The sequence below is a fragment of the Pseudomonas sp. TZ252 genome, from assembly GCF_056110345.1.
Window position 1 is genome coordinate 2380435 of sequence record NZ_CM148566.1, and the last position, 24950, is coordinate 2405384.

Genomic DNA, 24950 nt, shown 5'->3' on the forward strand with positions numbered 1-24950 from the left:
CACCTCGAAAGGAGTTGAAGATGAAAAAACTGCTTGCTGCTTTCTCCGCTGTCGCGGCGCTCGGCCTCACCGCCGCCCAGGCCGCCGAGTCCCTCACCGTCGCGGCCACCCCGGTGCCGCACGCGGAGATCCTCAACGTGGTCAAGCCGCTGCTGGCCAAGGAAGGCGTGGACCTGAAGATCAAGGAGTTCACCGACTACGTGCAGCCGAACGTGCAGGTCTCGGAAAAGCGCCTGGACGCCAACTTCTTCCAGCACCAGCCGTACCTCGATGAGTTCAACAAGGCCAAGGGCACCGACCTGGTCGCCGTGACCGGCGTACACATCGAGCCGCTGGGCGCCTACTCGAGCAAGTACAAGAAGCTCGACGAACTGCCTTCCGGCGCTACCGTGGTGATCCCCAACGACGCCACCAACGGCGGCCGCGCCCTGCTCCTGCTGGACAAGGCCGGGGTGATCAAGCTCAAGGACAACAAGAGCATCACCGCCACGCCGAAGGACATCGTCGACAATCCGAAGAACATCAAGATCCGCGAACTGGAAGCCGCGACCCTGCCGCGCGTGCTGACCCAGGTCGACATGGCGCTGATCAATACCAACTACGCCCTGGAAGCCAAGCTGAACCCGACCAAGGATGCGCTGGCCATCGAAGGCAGCGACTCGCCCTACGTGAACATCCTCGTCGCGCGGCCGGACAACAAGGACAGCGACGCCATGCAGAAGCTGGCCAAGGCCCTGCACAGCGCCGAGATCAAGCAGTTCATCCAGGAGAAGTACAAAGGCGCGGTGGTACCGGCGTTCTGAGCCAAGCCGCGTAACCGCCCCTGGAAAAAGCCCGGTCTTCGACCGGGCTTTTTCGTTTCCGTCCCGGCCGTACGTCTGCCTGCCGTGCCACGACAGAGGTCATTCGGCCGTTTGCGGGAAATGTAGTGAAAAAAACATTCCGTCACATATTGAACAATCTGAAAAATTCACTACACAATCGACCCACCTTCGAGGATGCCCCATGCAAGAACTAAAACAACGCCTGGCCTCCCCGCCCGCCGAACTGACGCCCGCGGAGCGCAAGGTGGTGCGTGCCCTGCTCGATGACTACCCGCGCCTCGGCCTCGGTCCGATGACGCGCCTGGCCCGGCACGCCGGAGTCAGCGACCCGACGATCATGCGCCTGGTGAAAAAGCTCGGCTTCGCCGGCTACGGCGACTTCCAGGAAGCGCTGCTGGCCGACGTCGACGACCGCCTGCGCTCGCCGCGCACCCTGCTCGCCGAACGCCGCGAGCGGATGGGCCGCGACGACACCTGGGCGCGCTACCTCGACCAGGCTGGCCAGAGCCTGCAACAGACCCTCGGCCTGACCCGCCCCGATGACATCCAGCGCCTCGCCGACTGGCTGCTCGACAGCCGCCTGCGCGTGCACTGCCACGGCGGACGCTTCAGCCGTTTCCTCGCCGGCTACCTGGTCACCCATCTGCGCCTGCTGCGCCCGCAGTGCCGATTGCTCGACGACGGCGCCCTGCTCCCCGACCAGCTCTACGACCTCGGCCGCCAGGACCTGCTGGTCCTGTTCGACTATCGCCGCTACCAGAGCCAGGCCCAGCACGTGGCCCAGGCCGCCAAGGCACGCGGCACACGGCTGGTGCTGTTCACCGACATCTACGCCTCGCCGCTGCGCGAACACGCCGACCTGATCGTCAGTTCGCCAGTGGAATCCGCCTCGCCCTTCGACTCGCTGGTGCCGGCCATGGCCCAGGTCGAGGCACTGGTAGCGACCCTGGTGGCGCGCATGGGCGCGCCGCTCGACGAACGCCTGGAGGGCATCGACCAGCTCCGCAACGCGTTCAGCAGTCATATTCTGGAGGAATGACCCGATGTTCAGCCTGCCCCACCACTCGCCGCGCGACCTGCCATTCGGCCGCCGGCAGACCGCCATCCTGTTCGTCGACATGCAGCGTGCCTGGGTCGAGCCGGGGCGCGACCCGCACGTCGATCCGCAGGCAGCCGGTTACTTCTACGAGCGCGTGCAGAACCAGGTGATCCCCAACCAGCAGCGCCTGCTCAGGGCCATGCGCGCAGTGGACGAGAACGTCCTGCACACCGTCATCGAGAGCCTCACCGCCGATGGTCGCGACCGCTCGCTGGATCACAAGCTGTCGGAGATGCACCTGCCCAAGGGCAGCCCGGACGCCAGGGTGATCGACGCCCTGGAGCCGACCGCCAACGAGATCGTGCTGCCGAAGACTTCTTCCGGCGTTTTCAACTCCACCGCCATCGACTACGTACTGCGCAACCTCGGCACCCGCCACCTGATCGTCTGCGGGGTGGTCACCGACCAGTGCGTGGACATGGCCGTGCGCGATGCCGCCGACCGCGGTTACCTGGTCACCCTGGTCGAGGATGCCTGCGCCACCCATACCCCGGAACGCCACCAGGCCTGCCTGGAAGCGATCAAGGGCTACTGCTGGATCAGCGACACCGAGACCGTCCTGCAACGCATCGCCGCCCTCGGCCGGAGCAACCTGTGAACCGCCTGCAGCCGGTACGCCTGGTCAGCTTCGTCACCACCGACCTGGCCGGCATCACCCGCGGGCGTTCGCTGCCCCTGGCGACCCTGGAGGAGCAATTGGCCAGCGGTTGCGGCTGGGTACCGGCGAACAGCTCGCTGACCCCGCAGGACCTGATCGACGAGAGCAGCCCCTGGGGCAGCCACGGCGACCTGCGCCTGCTGCCCGACCCGAACAGCCGGGTGCGCGTCGAGCAGGGTCCCGACGCCGCTGCGCCGGCGCTCGACTACCTGCACGGCAACCTGGTGGAAACCGACGGCACGCCGTGGCCGGCCTGCCCGCGCAGCCTGCTGCGGGCCGAGGTGGAACGCTATCGCGACAGCGGCCTGCAGGTCATCGCGGCGTTCGAACACGAATTCAGCCTGCTCGGCCTGCCCGGCGAGCGTCCGGCCGCGGCGTTTTCGCTGCAGGCCCAGCGTGCCGCCGGGCAGTTCCCCGGCTGGCTGGTCAGCGCCCTGGCCCAGGCTGGCACCGAGCCGGAGATGTTCCTCCCCGAATACGGCCAGCGCCAGTACGAGGTCACCTGCCGCCCGGCGCAGGGCGTGGCCGCCGCCGACCGCGCGGTGAACGTCCGCGAGGTCACTCGCGAAGTGGCGCGGCAGATGGGCCTGCGTACCTGCTTCGCACCGCTGCCGGCACCCGGCGCGGTGACCAACGGGGTGCACCTGCACCTGAGCCTGCAACATGCCGACGGCAGCCCGCTGCTGTACGAGCCCGGTCGACCCAACGATCTCTCCGAACTCGGCGAGCACTGGGCCGCCGGCGTGCTCGCGCACCTGCCAGCGCTGTGCGCGCTGACCGCGCCTACCGCCGCCTCCTACCTGCGCCTGAAACCCCACCACTGGAGCGCCGCCTACGCCTGCCTGGGACTGCGCAACCGCGAAGCGGCGCTGCGCATCTGCCCGGTGGTGAGCGTCGGCGGCAAGCCGCTGGGCAAGCAGTACAACCTGGAATTCCGGCCGATGGACGCCACCGCCTGTCCGCACCTGGCGATGGCCGCGGTGCTGATCGCCGGCCGCCTGGGCATCGAACGACGCCTGCCGCTGCGCGCCCTGGCCGATGTCGATCCGCACGGCCTCAGCGACGAAGAGCGCCAGGCCCGCGGCATCCAGGCCCTGCCGGCGACCCTCGGCGATGCGCTCGACTGCCTGCAACGCGACGAGGCGCTCTGTGCCGAGCTGCCAAAGCCGCTGCTGGACACCTACCTCGCCATGAAGCGCCACGAACTGGCGCTGACGGCGGGCCTTTCCGACGACGACCTGTGCCGCCACTATGCCGAGCTCTACTGACAACCCCGAACTCGGCATCTACCAGCTGCCGCCCTACCACCTGCTCAATCCCCAAGGGCGCAGCCCGGTGGTCCTGGTCTGCGAGCATGCCAGCCGGCACATTCCGCTGGAGTTGCAGCGCCTCGGCCTGGACCAGGCCGCGGCGGAAGAACACATCGCCTGGGATATCGGCGCCCTGGCGCTGGCCGAAGAGCTTTCCCGGCGACTCGACGCGCCATTGCTGGCGGCCGGCTACTCGCGTCTGCTGATCGACCTGAACCGACCGCTGGAGGCCCCCGACAGCATTCCGCCACACAGCGAGGTCTACCCCGTTCCCGGCAACCGCGAGCTGTCCGAGACGGTGCGCCGCTATCGCCAGGATTGCCTGTTCCATCCGTTCCACCAGCGCCTGACGCAACTGCTCGACGAGCGCCAGGCCGCCGGCGTGCCGACCCGTGTGGTCGGCGTGCACAGTTTTACCCCGGTGTACCACGGCAGACCCCGCCCGCTGGTTGCCGGGGTGCTTTATCGCAACGCCGGCGCCTACGCCAGGCGCATCCTCGACGGTTTGCGCCGGCACGGCCTGGAAGTCGCCGGCAACCAGCCCTATGCGATCGACCCGGCGGAAGACACTACCGTTCCGGTGCATGGCGACGCACGCGGTCTGGAAGCGGTGCTGCTGGAGATCCGCAACGATGGATTGCGCACGCCGGATGCGGTGTACGCCTGGGCCGAGCGTCTGTATCCCTGGCTCTGATGCGATGACCGGCACCGCCGGTCGCCAATAACGAGAAAGAGGCCCGCTTCGCGTGCGGCGCCGATAACGACAATACGCTGCCTTTTCCCGAGGAGCCCGTCATGGCCATCGAACAGTTCGGATACCGGCAACAGCTGCGCCGCAGCCTGTCCCTGAGCGACCTGATCATCTACGGGATGATCTTCATGATCCCCATCGCCCCGTTCGGGGTCTACGGCTGGGTCCATGCCGATGCCCACGGCATGGTGCCGATGGCCTACCTGGTGGGCATGCTGGCGATGCTCTTCACCGCCCTCAGCTACGGAGCCATGGCCAAGGCCTTTCCGATTGCCGGCTCGGTGTATTCCTACGCCCAGCGCGGCATCCACCCCCATGTCGGCTTCATCGCCGGCTGGGTGCTGCTGCTCGACTACCTGCTGATCCCGCCGCTGCTCTACGTGTTCAGCGCGCTGGCGCTGAACCACTTGTTCCCGGCGATCCCCAAGCTGGCCTGGATGCTGCTGTTCCTGGTCTCGGCGACCCTGGTCAACCTGCGCGGCATCACCTTCGCCGCCCGCGCCAACCTGTTGTTCCTGATCGGAGAGCTGGTGGTGCTGGCGATCTTCCTGGTGGTCGGCTACCAGGCGCTGGAAGGCGGCCTGGGCAACGGCCGGCTGACCCTCGAACCGCTGTATCGCCCGGAAGCCTTCGATCTCGGCCTGGTAATGAAGGCCGCCTCGATCGCCGTACTGTCGTTCCTCGGCTTCGACGCCATCTCCACCCTCGCCGAGGAGGTCAAGGGCGATCCCGCCCGGCAGATCGGCCGCGCCGCGCTGATCGCGCTGTTCATCATGGGCGGCATCTTCATCGCGCAGACCTGGCTGGCCACCGACCTCGCCGCCGGGATGAACTTCAAGTCGGCGGACACCGCCTTCTACGAGATCGCCGAAGCGGCCGGTGGCCAGTGGCTGTCGATGCTGACCGCGGTAGCCACCGCGCTGGCCTGGGGTGTCACGGTGTCGATCACCTCGCAGGCAGCGGTCTCGCGCCTGCTCTACTCGATGGCCCGCGACGGCAGGCTGCCGCGCGCGCTGGCCAGGGTCCATCCGCGCTACCAGACGCCGCACGTCAGCCTGTACCTGGTGGCGGTGCTGTCGCTGGGAATCGGCTGGGCCTTCCTCGACGCACCGGACGTGCTCACCTCACTGGTGAACTTCGGTGCCCTCACCGGCTTCTGCCTGCTGCACCTGAGCGTGATCAACCACTACTACCGCCGCCAGCGCTCCGGCCAATGGTTGCGGCATCTACTGTTCCCGCTGGTGGGCCTGGCGATCATCGCCTACGTGCTGTACAGCATGAGCCTCGACGCACAGTTGCTCGGACTGGCCTGGATCGCGGTGGGGCTGGTCTACCTGGCGTTGCTGCAACGCGGCGGGCGCCAGGCGCCAACGGAGTTGGCCAAGGATCTCTGACGCCTCGCGAGGGCTGCTTCAGGCCGGCTCTTCACCGACGAAATCGCTGCGGCTGAGGCCATGCCGCAGCATCTTTTCGTTGAGTGTCCGACGCGGCAGTTGCAGCAACTCCATCACCGCCTTGATGTCCCCGCGGCACTGGCCGAGCGCCTGGCGCAGGCACTCCGCCTCGAAGGCTTCCATGCGTTCCGCCAGCCCCGAGGTGAGGCCGCCGCCTTCCTCCGCGTCCCCGCGCTCCAGGCCGAGGACATGACGCTCGGCGGCGTTGGCCAGCTCGCGTACATTGCCCGGCCAGTCGTGGGCCATCAGCCGCGCCAGTTCCGCCGGCGCGGCGGGCTGCGGCTCGCGGCCGAGGCGCTGGCTGGCAACGCTGGCGAAATGTTCGAAGAGCAGCGGGATGTCCTCGCGACGCTCGCGGATCGGCGGCAGGCGCAGCTCGGCGACATTCAGGCGATACACCAGGTCCTCGCGGAAGCGTCCGGCACGTGCTTCGGCCAGCAGGTCGGGCTTGGTCGCGGCAATCACCCGCAGGTCGACGTGGATACTCTGGTTCGAGCCGAGCCGCTCCAGTTGCTGCTCCTGTAGGACGCGCAGCAGCTTGACCTGCTGCGCCAACGGCATGCTTTCGATCTCGTCGAGGAACAGGGTGCCGCCATGGGCATGCTCGAGCTTGCCGATGCGCTTGCCCTGCGCGCCGGTGAAGGCGCCGCTCTCATGACCGAACAGCTCGCTCTCGAACAGTTGCTCGGGAATCGCCGCGCAGTTCAGCGCCACGAACGGCTTGTCGGCGCGCGGCCCGAAGTCGTGCAGGCAGCGGGCAACCAGTTCCTTGCCGCTGCCGGTCTCGCCACGGATCAGGACGTTCACCGGGGTCGGCGCCAGGGCCAGAACCTGCCGGCGCAACGCTTCCATCGGCTTGGACACGCCGAGCAGACGCGCATCGACCTGGTCCTTGAGACTGGCCTGCTCCTTCAGGCGCCGATTCTCCAGCACCAGGCGGCGCTTTTCCAGCGCGCGCCGCAAACTGCCGAGCAGGCGCTCGGGCGTGAAGGGTTTCTCGATGAAGTCGTAGGCACCCTGGCGCATGGCCTCCACCGCCATCGGCACGTCGCCGTGCCCGGTGACCATGATCACCGGCAGGTCGCGATCGACCGCCTGCAGGTTGGCGAGCAGTTGCAGGCCGTCCATGCCGGGCATGCGCACATCGCTGATGACCACCCCGGCGAAGGACTTGTCCAACGCTCCCAGGCATTCCTCGGCGCGCAGGCACAGGCGCACCTCGAAGCCCGACAGCTCCAGCCATTGCTGCACCGCTTCGCGGATCGTCGCTTCGTCGTCGACGAAGATCACCTGGTCGCTCATGTCGTTACGCTCGTGTCATCGGGGGCCGCCGGCAGGATCAGGCTGAACACCGCTCCCGCCTCGGCATTGGCGACCTGCAGGCGGCCGCCGAGTTCGTGGACGATCCCATAGGATACCGCCAGGCCGAGGCCGAGTCCCTCTCCCACCGGCTTGGTGGTGAAGAACGGATCGAAGACGCTGCCCAGGTGCTCGGCGGGAATCCCGCCGCCGTTGTCGGCGACGCTCAGCACCCAGTCGCCGCCAAGCCGTTGCAGGGCCAGGCGGATCCATGGCCGCTCCTGGCCGGCAACGGCATCCAGGGCGTTGCGCAGCAGGTTGACCAGCACCTGTTCCAGGCGGATCGCGTCACCCATCACCCAGGCCGGCCAGAGCAGCGCCTGCTCGATCTCCACCCGTTCGGCGCGGATTCGCGGCAGCAACAACTGCTGCGCCTGTTCGACCACGTGACCCAACTCGATACGCTCGCGCAGGCCGCCGGCGCTCTTGCGCGCGAAGGTCTTCAGGTGGCCGGTGAGCGCGGCCATGCGTTCGAGCATCTGGTCGATGCGCGGCAACGCCTGGCGCGCCTCGTCGTGGCGTCCGGCGTCGAGCAGCAGGCGCAGGCTGGCCAGTTGCATGCGCTGGGCGGTGAGCGGCTGGTTGATCTCATGGGCCAGGGCTGCCGACATCTGCCCCAGGGCGGCCAGCTTGGCCGCCTGCACCAGGCCGTCCTGCGCGGTACGCAGGTCGGCGGTGCGCTGCTCGACCAGGCGCTCCAGCTCCTCCCGGCTACGTTGCCGCAGGCGGGCGATACGCCAGCGCTGGTGCAGGAACAAGCCGAGGAAGACCAGCGCCAGCCAGGTGCCGGCGGCGGCCAGGCGCGCGGTGGCGACGTCGTCCTGGATGCTCGCGGTGTCGCGCAGCAAGTGGAGGGTCCAGCCGTCGTTGGGCAGGTCCAGCGATTGCCAGAGGTAGTCCTTCTCGCCGTCGGCGCTTTCCACCCGCGCCAGACGGCTGTCTTCGCCGTAGCTGCGCAAGGTCTGGTGGCGCAGGGGTGTCAGGGGCTGGCGATCGTATTGCCGGGTCTCCGCCAGTTCGAAGCGGTCCACGGTATCCAGCGGTTCCAGTTCGCGGTAGCGCCAACCGGCGTGGTTGGCGAGGAACACGATGCCCTTGGCGTCGCTGGCCAGGACCAGGTCGGGGGTCTGGTTCCACTGCCGTTCCAGATCGGGAAACTCCAGCTTGACCACGATTGCGCCCAGGAAGCTGCCGTCCTCGGCGCGCACCGCGTGGGACAGGAAATAACCGGGAATCCCGCTGATCACCCCGACCGCATAGAAACGTCCGGAGCCTTGGGCGATGGTCTGGCGGAAATAGGGACGGAAACCGTAGTTGTGGCCCACGTAGCTGGTCGGCAGGTTCCAGTTGCTCGCCGCCACGGCCAGCCCGGTACGGTCGAGCAGCTCCAGGGTGGAGGAGCGGGCGGCCAGGTTGATGCTTTCCAGCTTGAGGTTGAGGCGCTGCTGCAACTCGCCGTCGATCGGCCCGGCCAGCGCCGCGCGCAGGTCCGGATCCAGCGCCAGTACCGCCGGCAGGCTGCGGAAGCGTTCGATCAGGGTCTGCAGCGAGCCGGCGTAGAGGTCCAGCTGCTTGCGCACCTGTTCGCCCTCGGCGCGTAGCGCCTGCTGCCGCGCCTGGCGACCCGCCCAGTCCATGGACAGCAGCAGGCCGCCGAGCAGCGGCAGCAACAGCAGGAACAGGCGCAGCGGACGGGACAAGGACATCGGCGGATCGAAACGGCGGCGGGAAGCGGCGACGATAGCACGGCGCCCGGTTACACTGCGCGCCGTACGAGGAGTCCGCCCATGTCGCTATCCCCCTGGTCCCATTCCTGCTCGGCCGGTTTCACCCTGCGCGGCTGGCGCAGCGAACCGAGCGGCAAGCCGTTGCTGCATTTCCTCCATGGCAACGGCTTCTGCGGCCGCACCTACGAACCGATGCTGCGTCTGTTGGCGGAGGATTTCGACCTCTGGCTGTGCGACATCCAGGGCCACGGCGAAAGCGACCACGGCGGCCGCTTCCACGGCTGGAACCGCAACGCCGAGATGGCGGTGGAGGCCTTCGAGGCCGGGCGCGGTCCCTATGGAGATGTCCAGCGACTGGCCTGCGGGCACAGCTTCGGCGGCGTCCTCAGCAGCCTCGTCCTGGCCCGCCATCCCACCCTGTTCGCCCGCGCCGTGCTGCTCGACCCGGTACTGTTCACCCCGGCGATGATCGGCGTGATGGCACTTTCCGAGACCCTCGGCCTGCAATTGCGCGGCAGCCTGGCGAAGAAGGCGCGCCTGCGCCGCAGCCAGTGGCCCGATCGCGCAGCCGCCTACGCCGGCTTGCGCGGCCGCGGTATCTTCAAGGGCTGGACCGACGAGGCGCTGTGGGCCTACGTGGAATATGCGCTGAAGGAGAGCGACGGCGGAGTCGAGCTGAAGTGCCGGCCAAGCCGCGAAGCGGAGATCTTCAGCTCCTTCCCCAGGCGGCTGTGGCCGTCGCTGGGCAAGATCACCACGCCGACCCGCGTGCTCTACGGTGACCGCACCTACCCTTTCGTCGCCAAGTCAGTGGCGCGCTGGTGCTCGCTCAACCCCCAGGTCAGCGCCCACGTGGTGGTCGGCGGCCACTGCTTCATGCAGGAAGACCCGGCCGATGCCGCCGAACGCGTACGCGACTTTCTCCTGCCCAATCCATGAACGCTCCTTCCGTGGGGAATCCGGCGCTCATCCATCGGTCCCAGGGAGGATGACCCCACAGGACCGAGCCATGCGCCCTCTCCTCTTCAGTGCCCTTCTCCTGCTTTCCGGGCATACCCAGGCCAGCGAATGGAACGACAGCCAGGCCGTGGACAAGCTATTCGGCGCGGCCGGGGTGAAAGGCACCTTCGTCCTCTACGATGTGCAGCGGCAGCGCTATGTCGGCCATGACCGGGAGCGCGCGGAAACCCGCTTCGTTCCCGCTTCCACCTACAAGGTGGCGAACAGCCTGATCGGCTTATCCACAGGGGCGGTTAGATCCGCCGACGAGGTTCTTCCCTATGGCGGCAAGCCCCAGCGCTTCAAGGCCTGGGAGCACGACATGAGCCTGCGCGACGCGATCAAGGCATCGAACGTACCGGTCTACCAGGAACTGGCGCGGCGCATCGGCCTGGAGCGGATGCGCGCCAATGTCTCGCGCCTGGGTTACGGCAACGCGGAAATCGGCCAGGTTGTGGATAACTTCTGGTTGGTGGGACCGCTGAAGATCAGCGCGATGGAACAGACCCGCTTTCTGCTCCGACTGGCGCAGGGAGAATTGCCATTCCCCGCCCCGGTGCAGTCCACCGTGCGCGCCATGACCCTGCTGGAAAGCGGCCCGGGCTGGGAGCTGCACGGCAAGACCGGCTGGTGCTTCGACTGCACGCCGGAACTCGGCTGGTGGGTGGGCTGGGTGAAGCGCAACGAGCGGCTCTACGGCTTCGCCCTGAACATCGACATGCCCGGCGGCGAGGCCGACATCGGCAAGCGCGTCGAACTGGGCAAGGCCAGTCTCAAGGCTCTCGGGATACTGCCCTGACGCTCTGCCGCCTCAGTCGCCGACCTTTTTCTGCCGGGACTGCCGCCACTCGTCGAGGCGAATCACCTCGGCGCTATGCACCGGCGGGTTGTCGACCTCGGCGGCCGCCTCGAAGCGATGCGGGGCCAATTCGATGGCGCCGAGGTGATAGCCATACATGACGATGCGCCCGGCGTAGCGTTCCTCGCCGCTGACGGTGAATTCGAAACCGAACTCGCGGCTCAGCCGCCACTGACCACGGTGGTCACGGGCCAGGCGCAGGCGCCGGCGCGCGACATTCTCGTCGAGCAGTTCCACGCCCTGCTTGGCGCAATGCTGCTTGGCCAGCAGCAACGCCCGCTCGCGTACGCCATGGGCGCGCCACCACCAGGCTGCGGCGGCGCCCAACAGGAGCATGACGAAAAGGTTACCCAGGGTCACGAGCGGAATCCGGTGTAGGGGGACGGCCAGCTTACCCGTTCTCCCGGCAGGCAGCGAGTGGGGGGTGTTTTCGTCATGTGAATTAGCCCCCATACTGCGCCGACTCAGCTGTAGGAAGTCGTCTCATGCCACGTACACCCCACCTGCTCGCCATCCAGTCCCATGTGGTCTTCGGCCACGCCGGCAATGCCGCGGCGGTGTTCCCGATGCAGCGCATCGGAATCAACGTCTGGCCGTTGAACACGGTGCAATTCTCCAACCACACCCAGTACGGTCAATGGACCGGGCAGGTGCTGCCGCCGGAGCAGATTCCGGCGCTGGTGGACGGTATTGCCGGCATCGGCGAACTGGGCAACTGCGACGCGGTGCTGTCCGGCTATCTCGGCAGCGCCGCCCAGGGCCGCGCCATTCTCGATGTGGTGGCACGGATCAAACAGGCCAACCCTCGGGCGTTGTACCTCTGCGACCCGGTCATGGGCCACCCGGAAAAAGGCTGCATCGTGGCCCCGGAAGTCAGCGACTTCCTGCTGGAAGAAGCCGCCGCGGTCGCCGACTACCTGTGCCCCAACCAGTTGGAGCTGGACAGCTTCTGCGACCGCCAGCCGAACTCCCTCGCCGACTGCGTGGAAATGGCACGGAGCCTGCTGGCACGCGGTCCCAGGGCAATCCTGGTAAAGCACCTGAACTATCCGGGCAAGGCCGGCGACACCTTCGAGATGCTGCTGGTGGCCGCCGATCAGGCCTGGCACCTGCAACGCCCGCTGCTGGCCTTCCCGCGGCAACCGGTCGGGGTCGGCGACCTGGCCTCGGGGCTGTTCCTCTCTCGCCTGCTGCTCGGCGACGACCTGCGTAACGCCTTCGAATTCACCGGCGCCGCGGTCCATGAAGTGCTGCTGGAAACCCAGGCCTGCGGCAGCTACGAGCTGGAGCTGGTGCGGGCGCAGGATCGGATCGCACATCCACGTCTCAAATTCGAAGCTCGCTCACTCGCAATGTAGGAATCTGACATATCATTCTCGGTCTTCCGACAGAGATAGACCGACGAATGAGCCCCACCAGCGCCCTACCTGCCCTAGCCTGCCTGGCTGTTGCGCTCGCCACCTGTGAGTTCATTCGTCGCCTTGGCAGCGCGCGCCTGCCCGCTTCCCGGTTCGTCACCATCGACGGCCTGCGCGGTTACCTGGCGTTCTTCGTTTTTCTCCATCACTCGTCCATCTGGTACTACTATCTGAAGGATGGTCTCTGGCAACTACCGCCGTCCCGGCTCTACGCCCATTTCGGCCAGACCAGCGTCGCGCTGTTCTTCATGGTCACCGGCTTCCTCTTCGCTCACAAGCTCCTGCACAGCCGCGGCACGCCGATCAGATGGCTGGATGTCTATGCATCGAGGATTGCCCGGCTGCTCCCAGCCTATCTCCTGGCAATGGCACTGCTATTCCTTTTGGTATTCACGGCCACCGGCTTTTCCCTACGCGAGGCGCCCTCGGCCCTGCTTGGCAAGATGCTCGACTGGTTGCTCTTCTCGATACCGAGCAAGCCTGACATGAACGGTTTCATCGGGACATTCCGCATCGTGGCAGGGGTGACCTGGACGCTGCCCTATGAGTGGTTGTTCTACTTCTGCCTGCCATTCCTCGGCGTCCTGCTCGGGAACCGTCCTTCCCCAGTAGCCATGGCCATCATGGCAGGCATGATCTGGCTGGTACTGAAAGCCTGGCAGCCGAACTGGACGCTCGCCTATATGTTCGTCGCTGGTGGGTTGTCAGCGCTCGCGGTACGCTCGACGCACCTGCAGCGATTCGCCGCGAGTATCCCCGGCAATCTCCTATGCCTGGCGCTCCTGCTCCTACCCGGAGTGCTCTTTCCCAGCGCCTATCAGGAAACGGCGATCCTCATTCTCGGCCTGGCTTTCCTGCTGATTGCGGCGGGTTCGAGCCTATTCGGCCTGCTGACTCAAGCACTGTCCCGCTTCCTCGGCGAAATGACCTACAGCATGTATCTGCTGCACGGGTGCATCCTATTCATCAGCTTCGAACTGCTGATCGGCAGGGACAACGCCAAGGCGTTTTCCGCTCTGGAACACTGGCTGGTCATAGGTGCGATCACTCCCCTGGTAGTGCTCGCGTCGTATCTATCCTTCCGTTTCATAGAAAGTCCGGCCATGCAACGCTCCAGACAACTCAGCGCTCTGCTGGGCAAACCGATGCTGGCGCTCAAGCGCCTGGGCCGTCACCCGACTGCTGGCTAAAGAACGTATTTCCCCAACATCAACCCACCGACCACCATCACCGCCATCAGCACGAAAGCCATGCCCAGGCGCCGCTCGATCAGGGTCTTCAGGCGTGGGCCAGCCCAGAACAGCAAAGCGCAGGTAGCGGCGAAGCGCAGGCTGCGGGCGACAAGGCTGAGGCCGACGAACAGCCAGAGGTCGAGCTGGGTCACTCCGCTGGTAATGGTGATCACCTTGTACGGCAGCGGCGTGAAGCCGCCGCCCAGCAGCACCATCAGCCAGCCCAGTTCGTTGTAGCGTTCGGCGACCTGTTCGAAGTTCTCCAGCAAGCCGTAGAACGCCAGGATCGGCATGGCCACGCTATCGAACAGCAGCAAGCCGATGAAATAGCCGGCGATGCCGCCCAGCACCGAGCTGATCGCGCAGATCGTCGCGTAGCGCCAGGCCTTGGCCCGGTTGGCCAGGACCATCGGCACCAGCAAGGCGTCCGGCGGAATCGGGAAGAACGAGCTTTCGGCAAAGGTCACCCCGCCCAGGGCCAGCTCCGCGCGAGGATGGCCGGCCAGGCGCAGGGTCCAGTCGTAGAGACGGCGCAACATGTCAGGCCGACTGCGGCAGCGGTGCGTCGGCGCCGCGCTCGTCACGGTCGAGTCCCAGGCGATGGACCATGCCGCAGGCGATCTCGCGCTCACCCATGATCACCAGGTTGGCGCCGTTCTGCTCCAGGTAGTCCACCTCGGCGTCGAAATGCGCCCGGGCGACGATGTCCAGCGGCGGGTTCACCGCGCGGGCGTGGCTGGCGATCTGCCCGGCCTCGAAGCCGTTGGGAATGGCGATCAGCAACCAGCGCGCCTCGGCGATGTTGGCCAGTTCCAGCACGCCGGGACTGGCGGCGTTGCCGAGGACCACGCTGTAGCCCTGTTCGCGCAGTTCGTCGGCCTTGTCGCGCTTGTCCACCACTACCACGAAGGGCGTCCCGGCGGCGCGCAGGCGAGCGCTGACCAACCCGCCAACCCGGCCATGACCGATCAGCACCGCATGCTCGCGCTCCAGGATCGGCGGCGGCAGGTCCTGCGCCGGCATCTCGCGGACCCCGCCAGCGGCCTCCGCCAGGCGCTGCTCCTTGCGTTGCTGCAGGCGATCGATGGCGATGAACAGCAGCGGATTGACCAGGATCGACAGGATCGCCCCGGCCAGCACCAGGTCGCGGCTCTGCTCCGGCACCAGTTCGAGGCCAATGCCCAGGCCGATGAGAATGAAGGAAAACTCGCCGATCTGCGCCAGGCTGGCGGCGATCACCAGTGCGGTGCTGTTCGGATGGCCGAAAGCGCGGACGATCAGGTAGGCGGCCACCGACTTGCCGAAGACGATGACCAGGAAAGTGGCCAGGACCGTCAGTGGCTCCTGCAACAGGATCATCGGATTGAACAGCATCCCCACCGAGACGAAGAACAGCACCGCGAAAGCGTCGCGCAGCGGCAACGAGTTCTCCGCCGCCTCGTGGCTGAGCTCGGACTCGTTGAGAATCATCCCGGCGAAGAAGGCACCTAGCGCGAAGGACACCCCGAACAGCACCGCCGAGCCATAGGCGATGCCCAGGGCAATGGCCAGCACGGCCAGGGTGAAGAGCTCCCGCGAACCGCTGGCGGCGATCCTCTCCAGCACCCAGGGCACCACCCGGCGACCGCCGAAGATCATCAGGGCGACGAAGGCGGCGACCTTGCCCAGGGTAATCAGCAGCGGCCAGAGCAGACCGGCGTCGCCGCCGTCGGTCTTGCCGCCGAGGGTGCCGGCGAGCGCCGGCAGGAGCACCAGGGTCAGGACCATCGCCAGGTCCTCGACGATCAGCCAGCCGATGGCGATCCTGCCACGCTTGGTGTCCAGCAACTGGCGCTGCTCCAGGGCGCGCAACAGCACCACGGTACTGGCCACCGACAGGCTCAGGCCGAATACCAGGCCGCCGCCGAAGCTCCAGCCGAGCAGCTTGGCCAGGCCGATGCCAAGCAGCGTGGCGACGCCGATCTGCACCAGCGCCCCGGGAATGGCAATGGCCTTCACCGAGAGCAGGTCCTTGAGCGAGAAGTGCAGGCCGACGCCGAACATCAGCAGGATCACGCCGAGTTCGGCGATTTCCTGCGACAGCGCCTGGTCGGCGACATAGCCGGGAGTGAACGGCCCGGCCAGGACGCCCGCGAGCAAGTAGCCGACCAGCGGCGAAATGCGCAGGCGATTGGCCAGGGCCCCGAAGAGGAAGGCGAGGACGAACCCCGCGGCGAGTGTAGTGAGTAACGGCGTATGGTGCATCAGGACTCCCGGCAACACGGGGAACGCGTCCTCCGCGGCCTGGCCGGCGGACGACGACGTTCGAAATGGATCACGGACCCGCGCCCGTGACGGCAAGGCGGAAAGGCGGAAAGGCTTTCCGCCAACGGAGCCGGGCAGAGCGACCGGCCCATGGCATTCGAGCGACCCGACGGCGGCTATGGTTCCTGGCGAAACCCGGCGCGATACCGACAGGTTAACCCGTTGACGTTGCTGGAGTTTTACCAGGCACGCCGGTTTCTTATCAAGAAATGTCAGGAATGGACGCCAGCAGAGGCAAACCTCTGCGTTTTCTTATGAAAAGCTGCGAAAATTCGCGAAACGGCAGCAGGTCCGAAGCGGGCTCGACCGGACACCGGCAGCCTTCCTCATCCGTCTTCGCGAATCGCCTGGTAGCGGGCCTCCAGCTCCGCGCGCAGCTGGCGGCGTTGTTGGGCCTGGGCGAAGCGGCGCTTCTGCTCGGCGGTTTCCAGCTCCAGCGGGCGGACGGCCACCGGCTTGCGCTCGTCATCCAGGGCGACCATGGTGAAGAAACAGCTGTTGGTATGACGCACGGACTGCTCGCGGAAGTTCTCGGTGATGACCTTGACGCCGATTTCCATGGAAGTCCGCCCGGTGTAGTTGACCGAAGCGAGGAAGGTCACCAGTTCGCCGACATGCACCGGCTCGCGGAAGATCACCTGATCCACCGACAGGGTCACCACGTAGCGACCGGCATAGCGACTGGCGCATGCATAGGCGACTTCGTCGAGATACTTCAGGAGGGTGCCGCCATGGACATTGCCGGAGAAATTGGCCATGTCCGGGGTCATCAGCACGGTCATCGACAGTTGGTTGTTTCCGGGTTGCATAGCGCTTTTTCTCTCATCAGGACGGGCGGGGGACACCATAGACGCAAACGAAGACGGCAGCGGCCACAAATTTTCAATCGTCATGATCGAAATCGCGCCGGGTCGTGCAGACATCCGCGGGCTTTTCTAGACTGGCCCTTTTCCACCGGGAATCGCGCCAATGCCTGTCGCCATTCGCATCCTTCTCCTGGCCCTGGCCGTGCTTGCCGGCATCGGTGCCGCTGCCATCCAGGCCGAGGATACGCCCTGCGCCACCGCCGCGGAATGCAACACGCGCGGCACCCAGGCTTATCGACAGGGGAGTTATCCACAGGCGCTGGACGCCTTCGCCTGGCAATTGCGCCTGGCCGAGCGCCAGGAACAGGGCGGAGCCGACTCGGAACAGGCGCTGAACAATCTCGCGCTGACCAGCCTCAAGGCCGGGCAACCGGGACGCGCCCGCGCCTGGATGAACCTGGCGCTGGATCGCGGCTACAGCGGCAAGGCCACGCGCTACAACCTGGAACAGGTTGCCCTGAAAGTCGACTATCCGTCTCTCCAGGGCCTCGCCGGGCACTACCTGCGCTACGCCGGGCAGGCCGAATGGGAAAGCCTGCAGATCGAACCGGTGAAGGGCGGCTACCAGGCGAGCTTCGCCCTGATGCGCATCGGCAATCCGGAGAAACTGATGGAATATGGGCCCGCGGCGGTCGGCGAGCTGTCCGGTCGGCTGGAGGGGCAAGGCGCGCTCTACCGGCTGCGCAGCGAAGGCCTGGGCGCCGGCTGCAGCCTGCTGGTATGGCAGGAAGGCATCGACCTGCGAGTGGTGGAGAGCCTTGGCGGGAACTGCCAGGGTTACGGCGGCATGGGCATCGCCGCCGCCGGTAACTGGGTGAAGATATCCAGTCAGGCCAGGGACGACTGAAACTTTTCCACAGGCCGCTCCAGCGGAGCGACCCGTGGAAAATCCACTCAGCGGCCAGCGGACAGGCCGAAGTCCACCGCCAGGTCGGCACCCGTGATCGCTTCGGCCTGAGGGCCGCAGAGATACCAGACCAGCTCGGCGACTTCTTCCGGGCGGATGAAGCGTGCCGCCTTGCCCTGTGGATAATCCTTCAGCAGCGCGCGCTTGTAGCCATCCGGATTGCCCATCCCATAGCGTTCGGCCTGGTAGTCGAGCATCGGCGTGGCGATATCCGCCGGCGACACGGCGTTGACCCGCACGCCCTGCTCGGCCAGTTCCAGCGCCAGGGTCTTGCTCAGCATGGTAAGCGCCGCCTTGCTCGCGCAATACGCCGCCGAACCCCGGTAGGCCTGGCGTCCGGAGTCGCTGGAGATGTTGACGATGCTGCCCTGGTTTTCCTTCAGGTAGGGAATCGCGGCCTGGCACATGTAGAAGGAGGCCTTGAGGTTGACTCCCAGGACCAGGTCGAAATCCTCCTCGGTGAAGTTTTCCACAGGCCCCTCGCGCCAGACGCCCGCGGCATTCACCAGGGCGTCGAGACGTCCGGTACGGGCGAGAATCTTCGACATCAGGGTATGGCAGTTATCCGCGCTGCGCAGGTCGGCGACCCCGCTGGCGTCCAACGGCACCTGCGCGTTCAGCGCGTGCAGGCCCTCCTTATCCACATCCGTGGCGGCGATGCGCCAATGACTCTGGGCGAAACGCTTGGCGATTGCCCGGCCCAAGCCGCCGGCTGCACCAGTGATAAGAACGACGGGCGTGCTCATCTGCTTTTCCTTACTCCTGTGCCGCGTGGAAAACACCGACGGCCAATCGGCCGCCCGCTTCAATGACTGACCGGCAACGCCGGCAGCCGTTCATTCAGGCCTGGTTGAGATACCAGCGCCAGTCCTGCTCGCCGACCTCGCCCATGAAGGCACGGTATTCGGCCTGCTTGATCGCCAGGTAGATCTTCAGGAAATCCTCGCCGAGCGCCTCGCGCGCCCAGGCCGAGCCCTCCAGCGCGCGCAGCGCGGTCAGCCAGTCGCTCGGCAACGCCTGGGTGGCTTGAGCGTAGCCGTTGCCAGTGATCGGCGCACCGGGGTCGAGTCGCTCGCGAATACCCAGGCGCACCGCCGCGAGCAACGCCGCCGCCGCCAGGTAGGGATTGGCGTCGGCGCCGCAGATGCGGTGCTCGATGTGCCGGCTGGACGCCGGGCCGCCGGGAACCCGCAGCGACACGGTGCGGTTGTTGATTCCCCAGGTCGGCGCCAGCGGCGCGTAGCTGTTCGCCTGGAAGCGGCGGAACGAGTTGGCGTTCGGACAGAACAGCGCCAAAGACTCCAGCAGGCACGCCTTCATTCCACCGATGGCCTGGCGCAGCAGCGGGGTCCCGGCCGGGTCCTCGCTGGCGAACAGATTGTTGCCAGCGGCGTCGGCCAGGCTGACGTGCAGGTGCAGGCCGCTGCCGGAAAGATCGGCGAACGGCTTGGCCATGAAGCAGGCCTGCAACCCATGGCGATTCGCCACGCCCTTGACCAGGCGCTTGTAGCGCACGCCTTCGTCGATCGCCTGGAGCGTGTCGAAGCGATGCTGCAGGGTAATTTCCACCTGCCCCGGCGCGTACTCCGAAATCGCCGTGCGCGCCGGCAGGCCCTGGGCCTCGCAGGCGGCATACAAGTCATCGAGGAATGGCTGCAACTGCTCCAGCTCGTAGACGCCATAGACCTGGGTCGCCCGCGGCCGCTGGCCATTCATCTGTAACGCCGGCAACGGCCGGCCGTCGCTGTCGCGTTCGCGGTCGAGCAGGTAGAACTCCAGTTCCACCGCCATCACCGGGTGGAAACCCTCCGCCTGCAGGCTGTGGATAACCCGCTGCAACACATGCCGGGGATCGCCCGCCGCGGCCGGTAGCCCGAGCTCGGGATGCATGCTGACCTGCACCTGGCCGGTCGGTGACTGCCGCCAGGGTTGCAGGGTCAGGCTGCCGGGCAGCGGGAAGGTCCAGCAATCGGCATCGCCGACGTCCCAGACCAGGCCGGTCTCCTCGACGTCATCGCCATTGATGGTCAGGCCGAGGATGGTGCTCGGCAGCGGCCGCCCGCTTTCGTAGACCGCCAGCAGCTCGTCGCGATGCAGCAGCTTGCCGCGCGGCACGCCGTTGGCGTCGATCAGGAACAGCTCGATGCTGCGCACCTCGGGGTGTGCGGCGAGGAACTCGCGGGCTTCCCGCGGATCGGCGAAATGCATCTCAGGCCTCCCGCGCGCCGGGTATGGCGAGCAGCTCGCCGAGCGCCTCGTCGAGGCTGGAGAGCAGGCGGTCGACATCTTCTTCGCGAGTGTCCGGGCAACACAGGGTCATGTTGTGGAACGGCGTGATGAGGATGCCGCGGTTGATCAGATACAGGTGCAAGGCCATCTGCAGGCTGTCGTGGAACGCCGCCTCGGCGGCCGCGCCGTCGCGTGGGGGTTGCGGGCAGAACTGGAACTCGCTGCGCGCGCCGAGCTCGGTCACCGACCAGGCCAGGCCGTGCTTGTGGATAATCCTGCGGAAGCCCTCGGCCAGACGCGCCGCCAGGGGCAGCATGTGGGCGTAGGCGGTATCGGTCATCACCTCTTCCAGGTTGGCACGCATACAGCGCATCGCCAGGGCGTTGGCCGACAGCGTGGTACCCATGCCGCTGTGGCCGTGGCCTTCGCTCTGCTCGCTGGCACGTGCCCTGGCCAGTTGCATGGCGCTGGCCATCGCCGCGCTGCAACCATACACCGAGCACGGTACGCCGCCGGCGATCGGCTTGCCGAGGGTGATGAAGTCCGGCTCGAGCTTCCAGGCGCGGGTACAGCCGCCAGGACCTGTGGAGATGGTGTGGGTCTCGTCGATGATCAGCAGCGTGCCGTGACGACGGGTCAGCTCGCGCAGCTTCTGGTGGAAGCCGGGTTGCGGCAGGACCATGCCGATGTTGGTCATCGCCGGCTCGCAGAGCACGGCGGCCACGTCTTCGCTGGCCAGCGCCCGCTCCAGGGCCTGGAGGTCGTTGAACGGCACCGCGCGGCTGAACTGGGTGAGGTCGTGGGCCTGGCCGAGCAGGCCGGAGCGATGCACGGTGCGGCCGTCGCGGCAGCGAACCAGGGTGTCGTCGACCGTGCCGTGGTAGCAACCGTCGAATACCAGCACCACCTTGCGACCGGTGATCGCACGCGCCCAGCGCAGGACGAAGCGGTTGGCGTCGGTGGCGGTGGTCGCTACCTGCCAGAACGGCAGGCCGAAGCGCTGCGCCAGCAGCTCGCCTGCGACGATGGCATCCTCCCCCGGAAGCATGGTGGTCAGGCCGTTCGCGCCCTGCTCGGCGAGCGCCCGGGCGATCGACGCCGGAGAATGGCCGAACATGCTGCCGGTATCGCCCAGGCAGAAGTCCACGTAGGCGTGGCCGTCCACATCATGGAAACGCGCGCCGTGGGCACGCGCCACGAACAGCGGACAGGGTGTTGACCAATCGCTCATCCAGTGCATCGGTACGCCGTCGAACAAGGCGCGCCGGGCTCGCTCGGCGAGCGCGACGGACTGTGGATTCTGCGCAAGGAAACGTTGCTGCTCGCGGGCCATGAAGGTTTCCACGGCGGCTTCGGCGATGCCACTGGCGGTCATTTCGAACACCTCGTTTTTTATTTCGCACAACTTTCATTTGTGATCACAAAAAAGTCAATACAGTATTTGAAAGCACTGATAATCTGTTTTCCATATCAATTTTGTGATCACAAAAATGAATGACTTTTCGAAGTGGACAGGCCAGGTCGCGCTCATCAGCGGCGCCGGCAGCGAACTCGGCATCGGTTTCGCCATTGCCCGGCGGCTGGCCCGCGAAGGCGTGCGCCTGCTGATCACCGCCAGCAGCGAGCGGATTAGGCAACGAGCGGAGGAACTGAGCGCATGTGGTCACGACGTGCGCGCCGCGAGCGCCGACCTGACCGACGAAGCCCAGGTGCAGGGCCTGCTGGACTGGGCCGAAGCCCAGTGGGGACGGGTCGACATCCTGGTGAACAATGCCGGCATGGCCCAGTTGGACAGCGCGGAGCCCTTCAGCGCAGTGGAAGCGACCTCGCTGCGGGATTGGCAACTGTCCCTGTCGCGCAACCTGACCAGCGCTTTCCTGCTCACCCGCGGCCTGCTGCCGGGCATGCGCGAGCGCGGCTACGGGCGCATCGTCAACGTCGCCTCCACCACCGGAACCCGCGGCAGCAACCCGGGCGAAGCCGCGTATAGCGCGGCCAAGGCCGGTCTGGTCGGCTGGAGCATGGGCCTGGCGCTGGAGGTGGCGAAGAGCGGCATCACGGTGAACAGCGTCGCCCCGGGCTGGATCGCCACCGCCTCGAGCACCGCCGAAGAACGCCAGGCCGCCCTGGCCAGCCCCAGCGGACGTGCCGGCCGGCCCGAAGAGGTGGCCGCCGCGGTGGCCTTCCTCGCCTCGCCCGAAGCCAGCTTCGTCAACGGCGAACTGCTGGTGGTGGATGGCGGCAACTGCCTGATCGAAAACAAACGGAGCTGAACATGCGCAACTGCAGCCTGACGCTTTCCCAGCTTCCGGCGCCACCGGCGACCCGGAGCTGACCATGGCCGAGAATCTCCAGGAACGACTCTACCAACGACTGCGGGAAGACTTGCTGGCCGGACGTTTCCAGCCCGGCGAGCGACTGAAGATCCGCGACCTGGCGAACCAGTGGGGCACCAGCCCGATGCCGGTTCGCGCCGCCCTGCAACGGCTGGTGGCGGAAGGGGCGCTGGAGGGCGAGGCACAACGCTCGCTCAGGGTGCCGCTAATGACCCGCGAGCGTTTCCTGCAGATCCTCCAGGTGCGCCTGTCCCTCGAAGGGCTGGCGGCCGAAAGCGCCAGCGGCCGGCTGGACGAGCAGGCACTGGAAGGACTCGAAGGTTGTCTGCGGCGAATGGAGGACGCCTTGCGCCGACGCGAGGTACAGGCCTACCTGGAAGCCAATAGCGAATTCCACCTGACGCTCTACCGCGCCTGCGGCAACCCGGTGCTGCTGCGTCTCATCGAGACGCTCTGGCTACAGGTCGGGCCGTTCTTCAACCGGCTGTTCACCGAGGCCGACCTGTCCCTACGTCTGAACGATTTCCACGAGGACGCCCTGGACGCGCTACGCCGCGGCGACGGCCCGGCCGCGCGCGCGGCGATCGAACAGGACCTGGCCTACTTCGGTCAGTACCTGCTGAACCTCCTGGAGCTGGAGGCCCGGCCACGAAAGCGACACCGTTCCGGCGAGCACGCCTGACGGGAGATAAGCGCCGCTACTGCGGGCGAATGGTGCGCACATTGTCCTTCTTGATCAGGATGGTGTCGCCATTCAGCTGTTCGAACTCGTAGTAGTCATTGTATTTGTCGTAATCCGACTGATCCTTGACCAGGACCTCGCTGCCATCTTGCAAAGTGACCACCGCCTGGTTGGCGCAACCCGCCAGGCTGGTCAGCAGCAATGCAGCGAACAGAGCTTTGAACTTCATAGAATCTCCACACGGGGCAGCGCACTTGCCTACATCCGGAGCGACAAGTGCGGAATTGCCCTTGTGACCGTCGCAATCGAGGGAAATTCCTTAGCGCAGCGGCGCTTTGTCGGAGACGAAGCGCCGACGGCGACGCGCAGGGCCTCCAGGCAGCCTCGCGCGACGTCGGGAAGTCAGCCGCAAAGGCTCGTTGCAGAGCCTTTGCGGCGGTTCAGGCTCAGCTCTCCAGCCAGACGTCGCGAGCCCAAACCCACACCGAATCCCAGCTTTCATCGGTGAGGTCGCCATCGGCCCAGAGCACCACCTCGCCGTCCTCCGCCACGCAGTAGTAGCTGCCGTCGTCCTCGCAAAGCGGGATCAGCTCGCGCGGAACGCCCAGGTCCCAGGCAGTGGCCGCCACTTCGGGCAGATAGGTGTGCGAGTGCGGATCGGTCACGGTCACCGGCTCCAGGCGGCCGTAGACCACATCGCTGACCAGCAGGAGGAATTCGCGGAACTCGGCGGGAATGCCGATCAGCAGCTCTTCCTCGATTTCCACCAGCAGTTCTTCTTCCGGCAGTTCCAGGGGCACCGGAACCGGTTCGTTGAGTTCACGCAGTTTTTCGATGACGTCTTCCACGACAGGCTCTCTCGCAACGGGTGGCGCGCTTTTTATACAGTAGCCGCACCGAGCGCAAGACAAGTGTCGCGGCTGGCCTTCGGCCATGGCGCCGGACGAATGGTCGGTCAACCCGCCAACGGAGATGAAAAAACCCCCGTTCCCTGGCGGAAGCGGGGGGTTCGGCGGCCCCCGAAGGGACCGCAACCACTCGGGATCAGTTCTGCCGGATACCGGCCACCAGCCATGGCTGGTTCTCGCCCTGGGCGCGCTCCATCCGCCAGCTTTCGCTGAAGGCTTCGCCCTGGTCGAAGCGCGAGGTCTTCGACACACCGCTGAAGGTCAGGGTGGCGATGGTCTTGTCGGCCTGGTCGTCGACGCCGTCCAGTTGCACGACCAGGTTGTCGATGTAGGTGGACTGGTAGGCGTCGCCGATCTCGGCGCGCTCCTGCTTCAGCCATTGCAACATCTGCGGGGTGACGAACTCGGCGATCTTGTCCATCTCGTTGGCATCCCAATGCTGCTGCAGGGACATGAAGTGTTCGCGAGCGGCACCGACGAAGCGCTCCTCGTTGAACCAGCTCGGCGCGTTGATCACCGGGCTCGGCGCAGCGGCAGCAGCGGCGGCGCCACCGAAGATCGGCGCCTGGGCCGGCATTTCGCGCTGCATCGGCGCGTGCCCGGCCATCGCAGGCTGGCCCTGGTTCTGCTGGCGCCGGCGAGCGGCGATGAAGCGGAAGGCGATGAAGGCCACCAGGGCGATCAACAGGATGTCGAGCATCTGGATGCCCTCGAAGCCGTCGCCCATGAACATGGAAGCGAGCAGGCCGCCCGCGGCGATACCGGCCAGCGGGCCGAGCCAGCGCGAAGCACCGCTGGCGGCAGCGGCGGGACGAGCGGCGTTGGGGGCGGCAGCAGTGGCGTTCGGCGCAGTGGCCGGCTGCGCCTGGCGGGTCTGGTGGCTGGGTGCCGAGCCGAGGCTCTTGCCGCCGCCGAAGCGCTTGGCATTGGCATCCAGGCTGACGGTCAGCGCCAGGCAGAAGGCGAGGGCGATGCTGAGAACACGCTGCATTGTAGTCTTTCTCTCTTGGGGGAATCGACGCGCGCCA

Annotated in this window: 25 protein-coding genes; 13 read left to right on the plus strand and 12 right to left on the minus strand. The window is 66.5% G+C overall.

Features of this window, described 5'->3' with window-relative positions; all coding sequences use genetic code 11:
- Window positions 1–20: 20 nt before the first annotated feature.
- The 6 genes from ACYAF3_RS10940 to ACYAF3_RS10965 all read left to right on the plus strand — a co-directional run bounded on the left by ACYAF3_RS10940 (window position 21) and on the right by ACYAF3_RS10965 (window position 6036).
- Complete coding sequence (locus tag ACYAF3_RS10940) at window positions 21–803, plus strand: MetQ/NlpA family ABC transporter substrate-binding protein (RefSeq protein WP_003099728.1); 783 nt, start codon at window positions 21–23, stop codon at window positions 801–803.
- A gap of 202 nt (window positions 804–1005) precedes the next feature.
- Window positions 1006–1863, plus strand: a complete 858-nt coding sequence (gene qapR, locus ACYAF3_RS10945) for a transcriptional repressor QapR (RefSeq protein ID WP_003099726.1) — start codon at window positions 1006–1008, stop codon at window positions 1861–1863.
- A gap of 4 nt (window positions 1864–1867) precedes the next feature.
- A complete protein-coding gene (locus ACYAF3_RS10950) occupies window positions 1868–2521 on the plus strand; it encodes a cysteine hydrolase family protein (protein ID WP_003099724.1) in 654 nt (217 codons plus the stop codon).
- A complete protein-coding gene (locus ACYAF3_RS10955) occupies window positions 2518–3849 on the plus strand; it encodes a glutamine synthetase family protein (protein WP_003099720.1) in 1332 nt (443 codons plus the stop codon). The genes ACYAF3_RS10950 and ACYAF3_RS10955 overlap by 4 nt, the downstream gene beginning before the upstream one ends.
- Window positions 3850–3916: 67 nt before the next feature.
- On the plus strand, window positions 3917–4585 hold the full coding sequence (locus tag ACYAF3_RS10960; protein ID WP_003122323.1) for an N-formylglutamate amidohydrolase: 669 nt from the start codon (window positions 3917–3919) through the stop codon (window positions 4583–4585).
- A gap of 101 nt (window positions 4586–4686) precedes the next feature.
- Window positions 4687–6036 (plus strand): APC family permease, encoded by a 1350-nt coding sequence (locus ACYAF3_RS10965; protein ID WP_003099715.1) that lies wholly within the window; start codon window positions 4687–4689, stop codon window positions 6034–6036.
- Between the two features lie 18 nt (window positions 6037–6054).
- On the opposite strand, the gene ACYAF3_RS10970 is transcribed toward ACYAF3_RS10965, so the two are convergent.
- Entirely contained in the window at window positions 6055–7398 is a 1344-nt protein-coding gene (locus ACYAF3_RS10970; protein WP_003099712.1) for a sigma-54-dependent transcriptional regulator, read from the minus strand.
- The gene (locus tag ACYAF3_RS10975) at window positions 7395–9161 is read right to left on the minus strand and encodes a sensor histidine kinase (RefSeq protein WP_003097020.1); all 1767 of its coding nucleotides are present in this window, start codon (window positions 9159–9161) and stop codon (window positions 7395–7397) included. Before ACYAF3_RS10975 ends, ACYAF3_RS10970 begins: the two co-directional genes overlap by 4 nt.
- Window positions 9162–9242: 81 nt before the next feature.
- On the opposite strand from ACYAF3_RS10975, the gene poxA reads away from it, so the two are divergent.
- Both poxA and ACYAF3_RS10985 read left to right on the plus strand, forming a co-directional pair.
- Window positions 9243–10121, plus strand: a complete 879-nt coding sequence (gene poxA, locus ACYAF3_RS10980; protein WP_003099708.1) for an alpha/beta hydrolase PoxA — start codon at window positions 9243–9245, stop codon at window positions 10119–10121.
- Window positions 10122–10191: 70 nt separating this feature from the next.
- Window positions 10192–10980, plus strand: coding sequence for an oxacillin-hydrolyzing class D beta-lactamase OXA-50 (locus tag ACYAF3_RS10985; RefSeq protein WP_003099707.1), 789 nt, complete (start codon window positions 10192–10194; stop codon window positions 10978–10980).
- A 12-nt stretch (window positions 10981–10992) separates the two neighbouring features.
- Here ACYAF3_RS10985 and ACYAF3_RS10990 read toward each other — a convergent pair whose 3' ends face one another.
- Window positions 10993–11493 carry a DUF3301 domain-containing protein gene (locus tag ACYAF3_RS10990; RefSeq protein ID WP_020750372.1) on the minus strand — a complete coding sequence of 167 codons (501 nt, stop codon included), beginning with the start codon at window positions 11491–11493 and terminating at the stop codon, window positions 10993–10995.
- Window positions 11494–11525: 32 nt separating this feature from the next.
- Here ACYAF3_RS10990 and pdxY point away from each other — a divergent pair, with 32 nt between their 5' ends.
- Window positions 11526–12398: a pyridoxal kinase PdxY gene (gene pdxY / locus ACYAF3_RS10995; protein ID WP_003099703.1), complete on the plus strand. Its 873-nt coding sequence runs from the start codon at window positions 11526–11528 to the stop codon at window positions 12396–12398.
- Window positions 12399–12445: 47 nt separating this feature from the next.
- A complete protein-coding gene (locus ACYAF3_RS11000; protein WP_003099701.1) occupies window positions 12446–13648 on the plus strand; it encodes an acyltransferase family protein in 1203 nt (400 codons plus the stop codon).
- On the opposite strand, the gene ACYAF3_RS11005 is transcribed toward ACYAF3_RS11000, so the two are convergent.
- The 3 genes from ACYAF3_RS11005 to ACYAF3_RS11015 all read right to left on the minus strand — a co-directional run bounded on the left by ACYAF3_RS11005 (window position 13645) and on the right by ACYAF3_RS11015 (window position 16803).
- A complete protein-coding gene (locus ACYAF3_RS11005) occupies window positions 13645–14229 on the minus strand; it encodes a YqaA family protein (protein ID WP_003099698.1) in 585 nt (194 codons plus the stop codon). The two genes, ACYAF3_RS11000 and ACYAF3_RS11005, sit on opposite strands and share 4 nt — an antisense overlap.
- Window position 14230: 1 nt before the next feature.
- Window positions 14231–15934, minus strand: coding sequence for a YbaL family putative K(+) efflux transporter (gene ybaL / locus ACYAF3_RS11010; RefSeq protein ID WP_003099695.1), 1704 nt, complete (start codon window positions 15932–15934; stop codon window positions 14231–14233).
- A gap of 386 nt (window positions 15935–16320) precedes the next feature.
- The gene (locus tag ACYAF3_RS11015; protein ID WP_105579232.1) at window positions 16321–16803 is read right to left on the minus strand and encodes an acyl-CoA thioesterase; all 483 of its coding nucleotides are present in this window, start codon (window positions 16801–16803) and stop codon (window positions 16321–16323) included.
- Between the two features lie 160 nt (window positions 16804–16963).
- On the opposite strand from ACYAF3_RS11015, the gene ACYAF3_RS11020 reads away from it, so the two are divergent.
- Window positions 16964–17707: a hypothetical protein gene (locus ACYAF3_RS11020; protein WP_003099694.1), complete on the plus strand. Its 744-nt coding sequence runs from the start codon at window positions 16964–16966 to the stop codon at window positions 17705–17707.
- A gap of 47 nt (window positions 17708–17754) precedes the next feature.
- On the opposite strand, the gene ACYAF3_RS11025 is transcribed toward ACYAF3_RS11020, so the two are convergent.
- From ACYAF3_RS11025 to ACYAF3_RS11035, 3 genes are all read right to left on the minus strand, one after another.
- A complete protein-coding gene (locus ACYAF3_RS11025) occupies window positions 17755–18513 on the minus strand; it encodes an SDR family NAD(P)-dependent oxidoreductase (protein WP_003097046.1) in 759 nt (252 codons plus the stop codon).
- A gap of 94 nt (window positions 18514–18607) precedes the next feature.
- Window positions 18608–19975, minus strand: coding sequence for a glutamine synthetase family protein (locus ACYAF3_RS11030; RefSeq protein ID WP_003114138.1), 1368 nt, complete (start codon window positions 19973–19975; stop codon window positions 18608–18610).
- A 1-nt stretch (window position 19976) separates the two neighbouring features.
- A complete protein-coding gene (locus ACYAF3_RS11035) occupies window positions 19977–21371 on the minus strand; it encodes an aspartate aminotransferase family protein (RefSeq protein WP_003099692.1) in 1395 nt (464 codons plus the stop codon).
- Window positions 21372–21486: 115 nt separating this feature from the next.
- On the opposite strand from ACYAF3_RS11035, the gene ACYAF3_RS11040 reads away from it, so the two are divergent.
- Together ACYAF3_RS11040 and ACYAF3_RS11045 are read left to right on the plus strand one after the other, a co-directional pair.
- Complete coding sequence (locus tag ACYAF3_RS11040) at window positions 21487–22269, plus strand: SDR family NAD(P)-dependent oxidoreductase (RefSeq protein WP_003099690.1); 783 nt, start codon at window positions 21487–21489, stop codon at window positions 22267–22269.
- Window positions 22270–22333: 64 nt separating this feature from the next.
- Window positions 22334–23014, plus strand: coding sequence for a GntR family transcriptional regulator (locus tag ACYAF3_RS11045; protein WP_003097059.1), 681 nt, complete (start codon window positions 22334–22336; stop codon window positions 23012–23014).
- A gap of 16 nt (window positions 23015–23030) precedes the next feature.
- Here the strand turns inward: ACYAF3_RS11045 and ACYAF3_RS11050 are convergent, their stop codons facing one another.
- The 3 genes from ACYAF3_RS11050 to ACYAF3_RS11060 all read right to left on the minus strand — a co-directional run bounded on the left by ACYAF3_RS11050 (window position 23031) and on the right by ACYAF3_RS11060 (window position 24913).
- Window positions 23031–23243, minus strand: a complete 213-nt coding sequence (locus ACYAF3_RS11050; protein ID WP_003097061.1) for a YgdI/YgdR family lipoprotein — start codon at window positions 23241–23243, stop codon at window positions 23031–23033.
- A 217-nt stretch (window positions 23244–23460) separates the two neighbouring features.
- Window positions 23461–23862, minus strand: coding sequence for an SMI1/KNR4 family protein (locus ACYAF3_RS11055; protein ID WP_003099687.1), 402 nt, complete (start codon window positions 23860–23862; stop codon window positions 23461–23463).
- A 196-nt stretch (window positions 23863–24058) separates the two neighbouring features.
- Entirely contained in the window at window positions 24059–24913 is an 855-nt protein-coding gene (locus ACYAF3_RS11060; RefSeq protein ID WP_003099685.1) for a Tim44 domain-containing protein, read from the minus strand.
- Window positions 24914–24950: the final 37 nt, after the last annotated feature.